This is a genomic window from Bacillus sp. FSL M8-0277 (genome assembly GCF_037975305.1).
Lineage (GTDB): Bacteria > Bacillota > Bacilli > Bacillales > Bacillaceae > Bacillus > Bacillus pumilus.
In genome coordinates this window covers 274,668-288,666 of sequence record NZ_CP150255.1, presented here as the reverse complement: position 1 = coordinate 288,666, position 13,999 = coordinate 274,668, and the positions used below count along the sequence as shown (strand labels likewise).

Genomic DNA, 13,999 nt, shown 5'->3' with positions numbered 1-13,999 from the left:
TCATTCAAATTTCATTATAGCAGAATAGGTACTACGCATTCACAACCAATTCACGTAAATCTTTCTTCATGATTTTACCAAGCTTGTTTTTTGGCAGCTCCTGTGTGAAATGAATGGAGGGCACTTTGTAATCTGCCAAACGTTCCTGGCAATAGTTCACCACATCTTCTTCGCAAAAATCGACAGAATCGTCTTTTACGATATACGCACTTGGCACTTCACCATATAATTCGTCTGGCACCCCAATGACAGCTGATTCAATCACACCTGGAATTTGATCAATGACCTCTTCTACTTGGTCAGGGTAGATATTATCCCCACCGTACAGAATCACATCTTTGTATCTCCCTGTGATGAAAAGAAAACCGTCTTCATCTAGATAGCCTGCATCTCCCATATGGAACCAGCCATCTTTCAGCACCTTCTCTGTAGCGTCAGGCTGATGATAGTAGCCTAGAAAATAGAATGGGCTTCTCATAACGACTTCGCCAATTTCTCCAGCTGGCAATGTCTCCTCTGTCTCAGGGTGCATGATTTTCACTTCTACATCCGGATCCACTTTACCTGCAGAGCCCATTTTATCCTCGCCCATCGCTGGATGCCACGCACTCACAACCCATGCTTCGGTACTTCCATAGCCATGCATCATCTGAATGCCTACTTCTTTGTAATCTTTAATTAAGCGTACCGGTACCTTCGTACCGCCAGAAATCGCAATTTCAAAAGATGAGAGATCGTACGAACCGCGTTTCATTTCTTCTAGCATGTACGTGTAAGCTGATGGGAAAGCCATCATGAACGTAATTCTTTCTTTCTCAATCGTTTCTAAAATGCGCTTCGGTGTTGCATCATGTAAGAAGACAAGCGTATATCCTTCAATCGCAGCTGCGATCAGGTGATTAATCGAACTCATATGATACAGAGGGTGACTCGCCAAGTACCGTTTTCCTTTCAGATCGAATCCTCGATTCCCATGTCTTGTTAAAAATTGATAGATTCGTCCATGTCCGACCATACAGCCCTTTGGATTTCCCGTTGTCCCAGAGGTGAATAAAATCATCGCTAGATCCTCTTCTGATACCTCTTCAGCAAGGTTACTTCCATCATTTGAAGCCAACATGTCTTCAAACAGCTGTGTTGTATTCGCATTGGCACCGGATTCCACCATCAGACAATCTTCTAAAGACACATTCACTGCCGCAATGATGTCACGGAATTCACGGTCAAAAAATAAAGCCTTTGGCTCTGCTTTTTTCAAAATACCTTCCAGCTCAAAAGAAGTAAGCTGCCAGCTAAGCGGAACTGCGACTGCACCTGCTTTAATGGCTGCCAGCATAATCGTTGAAAAGTGATGATGGTTTTGACAAATAAAGCAAACACGGTCCCCTTTTCGAATCCCCTTTTGATGTAAGTAATGAGCGAGCTGGTCAATACGCTTTGCATATTCTTCAAATGTATAAGACACACCCCCGCCAGTTACCGCTTCAATTTGTGAAGAGCGTTCCATTCTGTCGTTAAGTAATGCCTGTAATGTATTCAATATCTTCATCTCCAAACGTTTGATTTACAATAGCCAATTTCCAGTGAATGGGTTGGCAGATTTTATCTCATTCACATTCTAAAATAAAACCAGCTGAAAGTAAAATCATTTCAATTTGGAATTGTTCTTTATATTAATTGATAATATAGGTAATTTTATAGCCGTCTTCCATTTTGGTTTAAATGATGATAACTATTATGATAAGATAGACCTAGTAATTGATCGGAAAATGCGAATGCAATAGGAAAAGAGGTATGGAGAATGCAACATTTCGAGCTAGAGGCAAGTTTATTAGACCATGCGCTGACAAAGTATTTAAAGGCGACGAAACAAATAGATGAAGAGAACATTCCGAAAAACGTCACGAATGTGAAAGGGTTTATTTTACGCATCATTTATCGTCATCAATCATGTACTGTGAAAAATATTCTGCAGGAAGTTTCATTATCTCCCTCTGCAACAACAACCGCTCTCAATCACTTAGAAGATGAAGGGATGATTATCCGCTCTCGAAATAATAATGACCGCCGCACTGTATGGATTGAACTCTCTGAATCAGGTGAACAAATTGCAAAACAAATGATCGACAACCGCCAGCTGCTTGTCAATCAGCTGTTCAACCACCTTTCAGAAGAAGATAAAAAAACATTTTTTGAATTAATCGAAAAAATGATGGACGAGCCATTAAAGGCTTAGGAACATTCCTAAGCCTTTGTCCTCTTTTCAACCTTTGCAGTCTAGGAAGGACGAGTACCGGAGCGGAGCGAATTTAGATTCGTGAGCACCGGAACGCAGACCTGACACCGAATGCGAGGGTTTGTCTACACGCTGAGGCTTAGGAGAATTCCTAAGCCTTCTTTTTTATGGCTTTAAGATGACCTTTATACAATCATCCTTCTTATCATTAAATATGTGATACGCATGAGCGGCATCATCTAACGGCAATTGGTGTGTGATGATCGCTTTAGGATTAATTTCACCGGTTGTCACTTTTTGATAGAGCTTTGACATGTAGCCTCTCGCCGGGGCCTGCCCCATTTTCAGGGTGACGTTTCTTGCGAAAAAGGCACCTAATGGGAACATATTATATAGGCCGCCGTACACACCCGTCATCTGCACCGTTCCACATTTACGGACGGCTTTTGTGGCAATTTGAATCGGTCCGATCGTTCCACCTTGTAGCTTAAGTTTCTGCTCAATTTTTTCAAGCGGCGACTTCTTCCCGTCCATTCCCACACAATCGATCACAACATCGGCTCCACCCTTGGTCAGCTCCTTTAACGTTTCTCCCATGTCGGGATCTTCTGTAAAATCAAATACTTCTACGCCGCTCATCCGTTTTGCATGTCGCAGACGGTAATCAATGTAATCGACCGCAATCACACGGTCTGCCCCTTTTTGCCATGCAAATTGCTGTGCCATTAATCCAACAGGTCCACAGCCTAACACAATGACCGTATCACCTTTTTTCACACCGGCGTGCTCCACGCTCCAATAAGCAGTTGGAAGAACATCCGATAAGAACAGCAATTGTTCATCCTCCAGCTCACAATCATCTGGGATCTTAAACGGAGTGTAGTTCCCAAAAGGCACGCGTAAATATTCTGCCTGTCCTCCAGGGTAGTTCCCATATTTCTCACTATATCCAAAAAGTCCACCCGAATCGTAGTGCGGGTTTGAGTTGTCGCATTGGCTTTCTAAGTGGTGATGACAATATTGGCATTGACCACATGCAACGGTAAATGGAATAACGACACGGTCTCCCTTTTTTACTGCCGTGACATCCGGGCCAACTTCCTCCACAATCCCCATTGGCTCATGCCCAATCACGTAGCCGATTGGAAGCGGGAAATTCCGCTGATACAAATGTAAATCAGATCCACAAATTGCTGTTGATGTGATTCGGATGATCACATCTTCCCGATCTTGAATAGATGGCGCATCTACTTTCTTCACTGCAATGCTATTTTTCCCCTGATAAGTAACAGCTCTCACATGCATTTCCTCCTTTAGCGAAAATCATCTGTACATAGCTTCACCTTGAATGGATGGTTCATGCATCAGATCAGGATTATTAAAAAACAAAAAAGCCCGTCGATCGGTTCGACAGGCACTTATACAATCATGTGTAACGCGTTACCTATTTATCCTTTTTCAATAAAGACCAAATCATATTGAGAGGAAGTCTCTCGATCAATCATCAAGTTCCCTTCTTGAATAAAATAAGGACATATACTCGGGCTTTGTGATTCTTCAAACTGCTCATACAACTGCTCAATCTTTCCAGGAAGCAGCAATAGCAAAAATTTATTAGAATGGGACACGAGTTCAGAAGAGTGAATTGTATCCGGCGGTATATAGGCAAAGTCACCCGGCATCAGGCATATATCTTCTCCGTTCAATTGCAGATTCATTTTTCCCTCAACGCAATAGAGTGCTTCTGTATGTACTTGATGATAATGCGGAGGAAAATACTTTCCCTTCGCGCCTTCAATCACAAAATGACTGAACCCGCCTCCAGTTGTTTCTGTTGTTGCGATCAGCTCATGAAGCTGACCATCAATAATGTATTGCTTCCCTTCACCAGCCTCTAATACGTAGGGCTGCACCGCCTGAGGGAGCTGACTATGAAATAAAACGGAGGGCTTAGTTGTATTTGACAACTGCCGGATACCATGCATCAATATGATATCGCTTTCTTTTTCAGCTTGTTCAAAGCTGTCTGCATCGAAAGCATGATCGGTCATCGGCCATTCGTTCCGCTGAAGCCTTTTCCCAATTTGCTGATAGACATCTGTCATTTGTCCGCCCAATGTATATGAAATAAATCTTGTTTTGTGACTATGCATTCTGTAGCCATGGATCGTTTTGGGTGGGATATGAATATAATCGAAGGCTGTGACCATATATTTTTTACCGTCCAAGATCACTTCAAGCTTTCCTTCCAGCACAAAAATGGTTTCAAATAAGTGCTCATGACAGTGAAGTGGAAAATAAGCTCCTTTCCCACCTGTGATTAAGACAAGCTCAAACAGCTCATTCGTTTGATTTACTTCTGCCAGCACATGAACAAGCTGATTTTCCAGCCCATACAGTTTCCCTGAACCAGACACGGTATAAAAAGAGGTACCTTCGGATTGCTTGATCGATTGCGGTTGCTCCGACATCCCATCACTCCTCATGACTAATTGACTATCTTTATTATATAGACCAATTGATATAATAGATAGACAATATGCGAGAGATTTTACTCTTCTCGCATAAATAAGTGTCTAAGGTAACATTTCACATGTTCTAACGGAGTCGTTTGTTTGAGTGCGGTGGTCATCGATAGACCCCCAATCACCATTGAATGAAGGAGAGAAGCCAGCTCATCCGCTTTGTTTTCTTCATATCCGCTGCTCATGAGCTTTTCTTTCACAAGCTTTTGCCAGCGGATCATTTCTTGCTTACATGCAGTATGAAGCTGCGTATGTTCTGGCTTGGATTCTGCCGCCAGCAAGACAATCGGAATGCCTCTTTCATTTTCTTGCTCCGTAAATCCCCGGATGATGTTTGTCATAAAGCGGTCGATGGCGATATAAGGATCATCCGAATAGGCAAAGCTTTCTTCAATTCGATTGATGACCTTTTGACTAATATATTCAACGGCTGCTATGGCTAGCTCTTCTTTTCCGTTTGGAAAATAATAATAAAGAGATCCTTTAGGCGTGCCGCTCTCTCTAATGATTTGATTCAATCCTGTCGCATGATACCCCTGTTTGCGTAAAAGAAGTGCGGCCGTTTGAATAATTCTATCCTTCGTACTCACGTGTGACACTCCTTTCCCTCCATAGACAAATGTCGTTTCAACGTATGAGTTGATTTGTTCCTTTCCAAATCGAGGATGTCTCCATCTCTGCTGCAAGCCGAAGCAGCCAATCCTCTTTCCCCTTAGGTGCTGTGACCTGTACCCCTAAAGGCATGCCCGCCTTAGTGAGATGAACAGGAACGCTCATAGAAGGCTGACCCGTTAAGTTGGCAAGCTGTGTAAATGGTGTGTAGGTCAGACTCTTTAAGAACATGTCATAAATGAGATCCTGCTGCGCTTGCATTGAGAGAGATGACACACGTAAAAGTTCTGTGATTTCTTCTTTCGAATGCATCAACTCACCAACCTTAGGAGCTGAATAGGCAGTCGCTGGTGTCACAAAGAGATCATAGGTTTGATGAAATGACGCCATTTGTGCAGCCGCCATATCCCATGCATCAAGACTTTCTGTGTAAGCAGCAGCGGTTACATTCTTGCCAGCCTCTGCCAACACCCATGCCACGATGTCTGTTTCCTCCGGATTGACTGGACGTCCTAATGAACGATTCAAGGACGTGAATAGTGCAGACATTTCTCCGCTGTTCATGACGTAGTATTGCTGCATCAGATGAATTCCATCGATTGCAGGCCCTGCTTCTTCTACTTGGTGCCCTTGATCACTCAGCCATTTCACTGTTTGCTGCACCGCCTGCTTCGCTTCCTCACTGACCTTCGTACCAACTGGAGATTCTACACTGTAAGCAATTCGCATAGAAGATGTACGTTTCTCTAGATCTTCTTGATAGCTGCCGTCGTATAATGGCGTTTGGAAAGCCGCTTCAGGCTGAATGACTTGAAGTAGATCAAGAAGGGCTGCACTGTCCCGCACTGTTTTTGTAAGTGTAAAGTCAATGGATGCCCCTTGCCACTGCCTTCCTGCGCCTGGCCCTACCGGCGTTCTTCCTCTTGTTGGTTTGAGACCGAACAAACCTGTAAAGGATGCTGGAATCCGAATGGACCCTCCACCATCACTTGCTCCACCAGCAGGTACGATGCCGCTCGCAACAGCTGCTGCCGTCCCGCCGCTTGAACCGCCAGGAGAATAGTCAGGATGCCAAGGGTTCCTCGTTGGACCATGTAAAGCAGGTTCTGTTACATTTCTTAATCCGAATTCTGGTGTGTTTGTATGTCCCATCATGAGAAATCCAGCCTGCTTCAATCGCTGGACAAAGTGGGAGTCCGTTTTTGCCTTTACATCCTTTAATAATGCAGCTCCTGCTGTCAGCGGTTCATTTTCCAGCCCTTGCGATATACTTTTCAGTACAAATGGAACGCCCGCAAACGGCTGATTCGTATGTAATGTCTTGATTTCTTTTAATACTTGATCTTGTCTTGTCTGAATCAACGCATTTAGTTCAGGATTGACCTCATTCAATCTAGCAAATGCAGCTTGTACAAGCTCGTCTGGCGTTACCTGCTTATTCCGTACAAGTGCCGCCAAGCCAATCGCATCATACGTCATATACTCTTTTACGTTCATCAGCATATCCTACTTTCTCTTATTATGTTCTCTCTATTGTCTACTAGATTTGTATGAATTTCAATTTCAGGTTACTTGTAAAAAAAACTTTCTGACAAACAATATGATTCTTCTAACCATCCTTCTCATTTCTCCGATATAATAGAGAAAAAAAGACGGAGGTCATCGTATGCAAGGGGCTATCGCCTTGAAAAAGAAAATATTCGTAGTCATCGCGTTTCTTCTTGCGTTGACAACTGCCTTGCCTTACCATTCGCAGGCAGCTGCACCGCCAAAAGAAACAGATGTCATCATCGTCTATAAAAACCAAAAAGGAAAGCAAACAGCGATTGAAGAAAGTGAAAAAGTGAACGCACAGTACATACATCTTCCCGCTGTCGCTGTGACAGCAGATGAACAAGCGGTCACGTCACTCAAAAAAGACCCTAACATCGCGTATGTCTCAAAAAACATAAAGGTCAAACTCGCTTCTTCTACGATGAAAAAAACCGCTGCCTCTACGAATCAGGATGCATTGGTTCAAAAATCTTACAACCTGCAAAAGCTGAATGTAAAGCAAGCGATAAAAGAAGGCGTCACGGGGAAAAATGTGAAGGTAGCCGTTTTGGATACTGGTATTTCTCCCCATGAGGATTTAAAGATATCCGGCGGTAAATCATTCGTGAACTACACTTCCTCCTATAAAGATGATGAAGGACACGGCACACATGTCGCAGGAACGATTGGTGCCCTCAATAACGATTACGGCACAGTCGGCGTCGCTTCTGGCGCGAAGCTGTATGCTGTGAAAGTGTTAGATAAAAAGGGAGAAGGCGACTTGTACAGTCTGCTTCGAGGAATCGATTGGGCCATTAGCAACAAGATGGATATTATGAATTTAAGTCTAGGTTTTGAAGACAATATCCCTATTTTGCGTTCAGCAGTGGATGAAGCATACAAAAGAGGACTGCTTGTGGTCGCTGCAAGCGGGAATGATGGGAAGAAGAATCATATCAGCTATCCTGCCGCCTACAATAGCGTCATTGCCGTTTCTGCAACGACGGACAAAGACAAACTCGCTTCTATCTCAAATACAGGGAAAGGTATTGAATTTTCTGCCCCTGGTCAGAACGTCATCAGCACTTATTTAAAAAATGAATATTGGTATGCAACAGGTACATCACAAGCCGCACCGCATGTCACAGGCATGCTGGCACTGTTGAAGCAGCTTCATCCGAAGAAAACAAATGTTCAGCTTCGCACCTTATTGCGCAGCTATACAGTGGATCTTGGCGCAAAAGGAAAAGATCCACAATTCGGCTATGGCCGCGTGCAATATATACCACAATCAAGCTTTTTGAAGGCTGCGACTAGCGCTGTCAAAACAGCCGAAACTTCTAAAAAGCAGGCAGATGTCAATCAAGCCAAAACGAGAATTGGCCGACTCACTGCAAGTAAGCAAAAAACAGCACTCACTGAACGGGTGAAAAAGGTACAAGGAACCATTGATATCCGCTTGGCACGTGCAAAGGTTCAAACAGCCGAAAAAAGCAAAACACAAGGCGCCATTAAAAGCGCACAAGCGGCCATCAAAAAGTTAAACAAAGGCAAAGAAAAAACAAGCCTGCAAAATCGGCTCGACAAAGTCAAAAAACAGGTCGCCTATCAAAAGAAAGTGACAGACGCCAAACAAAAGGTCAAAAAAGCGGAAACCAAACGAACGAAGAAAACAAAAGCAGTAGCGCAAACCGCTGTCAAACAGCTAAAAGCTTCTAAAACGAAAACCAGTTTACAAAAACGATTAAACCGTATCAAGGTGTAACAGAAAAAACGATTCCTCGCTGAAAGGAATCGTTTTTTTCTATTTTAACAGCGGTGCAAACAAGCTGTGATGATATTTTCCATCAACATCTGCCCTCACTTGATCAAGTATGTTTTCTAACGAAGCCATCACACTCTCTAATGCTCGGTGCACTGAACCTTGTTCAAAATCCACTAAACTCTCTGGCAACTCATCTTCATCCAATACAAAAAAATCACCATTCGGAAGAACGAGAAGATCAACAATGAGGTCTTCAAACATGACCAGCTGGCCGTTGAACGATGTATTCCCCACAATATTAAAATAAGAACCTAGTTCCTTCCCTTGATCATCTCTCCAGAAATACATATTGTAAGGACGATCCTTCCAATAATAAGCGGTCGTATAGCTCCCTTTTGGAATCGTCAGAGCACCATCACCTGCCCTCATCGTAAACGTGTCTTCAATCTTGTGAAACAGCACAGCCTGCTGTCCCTGTGCGTCTAACAGCTGACACGTATGTTCCACAATCTTCTGATCGTATTTGATTTTTCTCTCGATTACTTCATCCCACCGATCCGCATGTAGCGAAAACACCATGTCACAACTCCCTCTTGCATCTAGATTCTCTCTTTCCAGTATACACCGATTTTTTTTGAAAAAATAAAGGGTTGCTGCATTCACATATGGAAGACCTATTGATGAGGTGAAATAAATGAACGGAATCACGATTCTTGAAAACCTTACACAGCTTGGACAAATCATCCTCATTTTTTGCGGCTATGCCCTTTATTGGCGGCTGGTGAAAACGAAGAGAGAACGAAAGCTTTCTCCTTATGAGCGCATGTTAAAATTCTTTGTTATGTTCGGTTTAATCTCGTGGGGGATATCATATTGGGCGCTTATACTGTGGGCGTAAATAAAAAAAGAAGAGCTGTCCATCGAGGACGTGCTCTTCCTTTTATTATGCGTGATGTGATGAACCAGCTGGTTGTTCTTTCTGGATGACATATTGATAGCTTTTAACATGCGTCCCATTTTGATTCACAAATTCTTTATCTGGAGCACGCTCAAAGCCCATTCTTTCATAAAGACGAATGGCAGCCTGCATTTTATCAGAGGTATGAAGGTACAGAACATTTTCGCCCCATGATTGCGTGAGCTCAATACTTTTACGTAACAATGACTCTGCAATTCCTTTTCCTCTGACATCGGGATCTACTCCTAAAAACCGGACGATGGCTGATGTAATGCCCATTTCGGGTTTGTCATACGCTTGCGCTGATGACCGGAACATTTGAAGCGTCCCTACGACCTGACCTTCAAGCTCCGCCACAAGCATCAGCTCCATGTTTGGATTATCTACAGCTGCTGCAAGCGCAGCAGAATAATTTTGCCAGCCTTCCTCTGTAAATTGAGGCTCATACTGTGAATAGGATTTGATTAGTACGTGTCTAATGGCCTCATGATCTTCTTTGACTGCTTGACGAATGATCAGCTCTTGCTGCTCCATGTCAGCACCTCCTGTTGTTTAATTGCCAGATATACGTATCATGCAAATACTGCATGTCGATGACCTTGTTCTTTTCTCTACTCATTCAATGTAAAGAGTCTCCTTCGAAAGATCAATTATTTTGCACGGAATCCTCTTTGAAAATTTCCATTGAAAAGGGACGCTCGATTCATTATGCTGTTTTGAGGAAGTATACGAGGAGTGTAATGTCATATGAGTTCTTTATCTTATCCCCAAGAATCGAAAAAAAACCGATTTCTCCTTGCTGCATTGCTTGGTTCTTTAACCGCCCTTGCACCGCTTGCAATGGATATGTATTTACCTGCATTGCCTCATATTGCACGAGATTTTGAAGCAAGCACTGCTTTGTCCCAATTAAGTCTGATGGCTTGTCTGATTGGACTCGCGCTTGGACAACTGATTGCAGGTCCTATTAGTGATACGATCGGCAGAAGAAAACCGCTGATGATCGGCTTAATTATTTTTATCGCCTCCTCTCTTTTATGCACGGTGGTCTCGTCAATTTGGATGTTCATCCTCTTAAGATTGATTCAAGGACTCGCTGGTTCAGCAGGCATTGTCATTGCACGAGCCATTGTGCGAGATCATTATGAAGGCTCAGAAATGACGAAATTCTTTGCACTGCTCATGTTGGTCAATGGGGTTGCTCCGGCAGCAGCACCTATCGTGGGTGGACAGATGTTACGCTTTACCACATGGCAGGGTGTATTTGTTCTATTAGGCATTCTCGGGGCCTTGATGCTGCTGAGATCTATTTTTTCACTTCAAGAAAGTTTACCTGCGGAGCGCAGACAGACAGGAGGCTTTCAACAGATTGTAAGTGCCATGAAAATTTTAGCGAGTGATCGTCTCTTTGTTGGGTATGCCCTCTCGCAAGGTCTTGTATTCGCAGCGATGTTTGCTTATATTTCTGGCTCACCGTTTGTGCTTCAGGAGCTTTTTCACCTTTCTCCACAAGGATTCAGTGCTGCCTTTGCAGTGAATAGTCTTGGGATCATCACAGCTGGACAAGTATTTGCCCGCGTCGCTGCTAAAATCGGCGAAGAGAAGGTTCTTCGCATTGGATTGCTGACAGCTGCCTTAGGCGGCATCACCTTATTTTTGATGATCTCCATTGATGCTGGATTATATGGCATTCTCATTCCGCTCTTTTTTGTGGTCTCAAGCGTTGGAATTGTCGGCACCTCTGCCCCGTCTCTTGCGATGCAGCATCACGGCGCACATGCAGGAAGTGCGGCTGCCCTGATCGGTGTGGCACAAATGCTGCTAGGCGCCTGCATGACACCTCTTGTCGGACTAGCCGGAAGCCAAACAGCCTTTCCAATGGGCCTGATCATTATGCTTTGTGAACTAGGTGCACTTTGCTGTTATTTCTTCTTTGTAGCCAGAGCAAAAAAACCCGCATAAGCGGGTTTTTTCAGATTGTTGACAAAGGGCTAAAATGATCTTGATTTTAGCCCTTTGTCTTCTTTTCAGCGTGATAGAAAACCTTTGAAGTCTAGGAAGGACGAGTACTGGCGCGGAGCGAATTTGACATTCGTGAGCACCAGCACGCAGGACTGACACCGAATGCGAGGGTTTGTCTACACGCTGAACCCGCATAAGCGGGTTTTTCATTTATGGCTTGCTCCAATTGATAGTGCGGAACACATTGTTCTGGTCATTGTTGTGATATGCATCTAGGTCAAAGCCCGATAGTCCAAAACCGATTGCCATGATCATTCCTCCGGCAACGGTGAAGATGATCCCCCATTTGATGCATTGCTTTTTTAAATCATTCACATTCATATTCTCACGACCTTCTTTTTAAACATTCCCATGAATGCCTTAGTGGTTTGAACAGTCATTTGAACAAATAGCTTTGTCAAATACACCGTGGCCATGCCGCATAATAATCCGACACCTAATAGAAGAATACCAACGCCAATTTGCGTCACCACCACATGCAAACCGTCCTGAAAGATAAATGGAGAACCAATGATGCTCCAAAAACCTCCGAGCAGACCAACTAGCGTCACTGTACCTGTCACGAGCGGAATGCACCAAATCACCATATACACAGAAAGAATCAGTAGGAAGACTGTTGCTAGAATACTGCCCCATAATGGAAAGCCTAAAATGAGGATGGAGAGCCTTGTGGCTTTTTCTCCAAACGTCGGCACCTGAACGGTTTTAATTCCTTGTTCCTTCAAAATCCCTTCAGCGATGATAGCAGGCTGCCCGACTTGATCGACCGCTTCCTGTTCACTGTATCCATCTTCTTGATAATCCTCGATCATTTCATCGTAATACTCGATGAACCGGTCACTTTCTTTTTCGCCTAGACGATGCAGGTGCTTCTCTAAGCTGGCTAAAAATTCTTTTTTATTCATTGCCCTGTCCTCCAGAAATAAAGTCGTAAATCGCCATCACTTGATCCCATTCCGCTAAAAACTGCGCCATATGCTCACGGCCGCTTTGTGTCATCCGGTAGTATTTTCTTAATCGACTATTATGTTCCTGGGAATAGGTCTCCACATAATTGTTTTGCTCTAATCGCTTTAATATCGGATATAATGTCGATTCTGAAATCTCAATACAATGGGACATATCTTTAATCATTTGATAACCATAGGAATCGCCTTTCTTTAATACCGCCAGTACACAGAATTCCAGTAAACCTTTTTTTAATTGTGCATTCATGATTACAACTCCTAACCATCTATACTATACATTACATAGTATCATGTGACAAGAGGTATAAATATAAAAAAAGACCCTTTTGGGGTCCTTTCGTTTTTATATATTCACAAATCCTTCTCCGAACACATCACGCACGTCATGGACAACAACGAATGCGTCTCGATCAATTTTCTTAATGATTTTCTTTAGACGCATAAGCTCTTGTTTTTGAATGACTGCATAGAGAATTTCCTTCGATTCCTTTGAATAATGACCGCGTCCGTTTAAAATCGTCACGCCTCGATCCAAGGTGTGATTGATTTCTTCGGCAATATCATCTTTGCATGAAGAAATGATCGTCACTGCCTTTTTCGTGTTAAGCCCTTCTATCACGAAGTCCATCACCTTTGTCGCCACGTACAGCATCACAATCGTGAACATTAATTTTTCCGCACCAATAATAAAGTAGGAAGCAAATACGACGATCAGATCAAAGAACAAGATGGCGTAGCTCACGTTCCAGTCTAAATACTTGTTGGCAATTCTTCCGAGTATGGCAGAACCCGCCGTTGTACCGCCTGCTCTTAGCACAAGACCAATCCCAATTCCGATAATGATTCCTGCGAAAATGGCCCCAATGATCAATTCGTGAACACTCACGACCCATGTTGTGGTCAGGTGTAAAAATAGGGAGTTACTTGCGACGGCAACCACAGTATAAATCGTCGTCTTCTTGTCCAAATATTTATACCCCACAAGCAGCAGAATGGCATTAAACACTAGGTTCGTCAGCCATGGTGCAATTTCAAACAAATAATAGAAAATGATGGACAGCCCCGTTACACCGCCTTCACCAAATTCAAGCGGAATGACAAACATGTTCACTGCGGCGGCAAATAAAAAAGAACCAATTAGAATCATTGCGATATCTTTTACACATTTTTTCAATTTCTTCTTTCCTCCTTTTTTAAGCATATAAAAAACCCTCTTTCTGCACGAAAGAAGACAGTCGTTGAACAAAAAAATCAAAAGACAGCGCCTTTTGACGAAGCTTTCTGAAATGAACCTTTCCATAATATATATCTCTTTTTAGAGGCTGTCAATGACTTGGTTTTCTATTATTTTGACTGCATGTTTATGCATGGAAACCCGCA

At 43.1% G+C, this 13,999-nt stretch carries 15 protein-coding genes; 4 read left to right on the top strand and 11 right to left on the bottom strand.

Features of this window, described 5'->3' with window-relative positions:
* Positions 1-31: 31 nt before the first annotated feature.
* Positions 32-1,540, bottom strand: a complete 1,509-nt coding sequence (locus tag MKZ05_RS01620; RefSeq protein ID WP_106032908.1) for an AMP-binding protein — start codon at positions 1,538-1,540, stop codon at positions 32-34.
* A 261-nt stretch (positions 1,541-1,801) separates the two neighbouring features.
* Between MKZ05_RS01620 and MKZ05_RS01615 the strand changes: the two genes are divergently transcribed.
* Positions 1,802-2,236: a MarR family transcriptional regulator gene (locus MKZ05_RS01615; RefSeq protein WP_050943332.1), complete on the top strand. Its 435-nt coding sequence runs from the start codon at positions 1,802-1,804 to the stop codon at positions 2,234-2,236.
* Between the two features lie 165 nt (positions 2,237-2,401).
* Here the strand turns inward: MKZ05_RS01615 and MKZ05_RS01610 are convergent, their stop codons facing one another.
* The 4 genes from MKZ05_RS01610 to MKZ05_RS01595 form a co-directional block, all read right to left on the bottom strand.
* Positions 2,402-3,535: a zinc-dependent alcohol dehydrogenase gene (locus tag MKZ05_RS01610; protein ID WP_339161098.1), complete on the bottom strand. Its 1,134-nt coding sequence runs from the start codon at positions 3,533-3,535 to the stop codon at positions 2,402-2,404.
* 149 nt (positions 3,536-3,684) lie between these two features.
* Positions 3,685-4,707: a quercetin 2,3-dioxygenase gene (locus MKZ05_RS01605; protein ID WP_137055198.1), complete on the bottom strand. Its 1,023-nt coding sequence runs from the start codon at positions 4,705-4,707 to the stop codon at positions 3,685-3,687.
* A gap of 80 nt (positions 4,708-4,787) precedes the next feature.
* A complete protein-coding gene (locus tag MKZ05_RS01600; protein ID WP_268459753.1) occupies positions 4,788-5,351 on the bottom strand; it encodes a TetR/AcrR family transcriptional regulator in 564 nt (187 codons plus the stop codon).
* A 37-nt stretch (positions 5,352-5,388) separates the two neighbouring features.
* Positions 5,389-6,870 (bottom strand): amidase, encoded by a 1,482-nt coding sequence (locus MKZ05_RS01595; protein WP_339162328.1) that lies wholly within the window; start codon positions 6,868-6,870, stop codon positions 5,389-5,391.
* Between the two features lie 187 nt (positions 6,871-7,057).
* Here MKZ05_RS01595 and MKZ05_RS01590 point away from each other — a divergent pair, with 187 nt between their 5' ends.
* Positions 7,058-8,671 carry a S8 family peptidase gene (locus MKZ05_RS01590; protein ID WP_240792667.1) on the top strand — a complete coding sequence of 538 codons (1,614 nt, stop codon included), beginning with the start codon at positions 7,058-7,060 and terminating at the stop codon, positions 8,669-8,671.
* A gap of 39 nt (positions 8,672-8,710) precedes the next feature.
* Here the strand turns inward: MKZ05_RS01590 and MKZ05_RS01585 are convergent, their stop codons facing one another.
* Positions 8,711-9,250: a DUF402 domain-containing protein gene (locus MKZ05_RS01585; protein WP_170966022.1), complete on the bottom strand. Its 540-nt coding sequence runs from the start codon at positions 9,248-9,250 to the stop codon at positions 8,711-8,713.
* A gap of 115 nt (positions 9,251-9,365) precedes the next feature.
* On the opposite strand from MKZ05_RS01585, the gene MKZ05_RS01580 reads away from it, so the two are divergent.
* Positions 9,366-9,569: a hypothetical protein gene (locus tag MKZ05_RS01580; protein WP_050943339.1), complete on the top strand. Its 204-nt coding sequence runs from the start codon at positions 9,366-9,368 to the stop codon at positions 9,567-9,569.
* Positions 9,570-9,614: 45 nt separating this feature from the next.
* Here MKZ05_RS01580 and MKZ05_RS01575 read toward each other — a convergent pair whose 3' ends face one another.
* Positions 9,615-10,163 (bottom strand): GNAT family N-acetyltransferase, encoded by a 549-nt coding sequence (locus tag MKZ05_RS01575; RefSeq protein ID WP_335365092.1) that lies wholly within the window; start codon positions 10,161-10,163, stop codon positions 9,615-9,617.
* Between the two features lie 213 nt (positions 10,164-10,376).
* Between MKZ05_RS01575 and MKZ05_RS01570 the strand changes: the two genes are divergently transcribed.
* The gene (locus tag MKZ05_RS01570) at positions 10,377-11,591 is read left to right on the top strand and encodes a multidrug effflux MFS transporter (RefSeq protein ID WP_339161095.1); all 1,215 of its coding nucleotides are present in this window, start codon (positions 10,377-10,379) and stop codon (positions 11,589-11,591) included.
* A 210-nt stretch (positions 11,592-11,801) separates the two neighbouring features.
* Here the strand turns inward: MKZ05_RS01570 and MKZ05_RS01565 are convergent, their stop codons facing one another.
* From MKZ05_RS01565 to MKZ05_RS01550, 4 genes are all read right to left on the bottom strand, one after another.
* Positions 11,802-11,972 (bottom strand): hypothetical protein, encoded by a 171-nt coding sequence (locus MKZ05_RS01565; RefSeq protein WP_170966021.1) that lies wholly within the window; start codon positions 11,970-11,972, stop codon positions 11,802-11,804.
* The gene (locus MKZ05_RS01560; protein WP_050943346.1) at positions 11,969-12,556 is read right to left on the bottom strand and encodes a DUF1700 domain-containing protein; all 588 of its coding nucleotides are present in this window, start codon (positions 12,554-12,556) and stop codon (positions 11,969-11,971) included. The genes MKZ05_RS01565 and MKZ05_RS01560 overlap by 4 nt, the downstream gene beginning before the upstream one ends.
* Positions 12,549-12,866: a PadR family transcriptional regulator gene (locus tag MKZ05_RS01555; protein ID WP_012008800.1), complete on the bottom strand. Its 318-nt coding sequence runs from the start codon at positions 12,864-12,866 to the stop codon at positions 12,549-12,551. Before MKZ05_RS01555 ends, MKZ05_RS01560 begins: the two co-directional genes overlap by 8 nt.
* Before the next feature lie 96 nt (positions 12,867-12,962).
* On the bottom strand, positions 12,963-13,793 hold the full coding sequence (locus tag MKZ05_RS01550; RefSeq protein ID WP_339161093.1) for a YitT family protein: 831 nt from the start codon (positions 13,791-13,793) through the stop codon (positions 12,963-12,965).
* Positions 13,794-13,999: the final 206 nt, after the last annotated feature.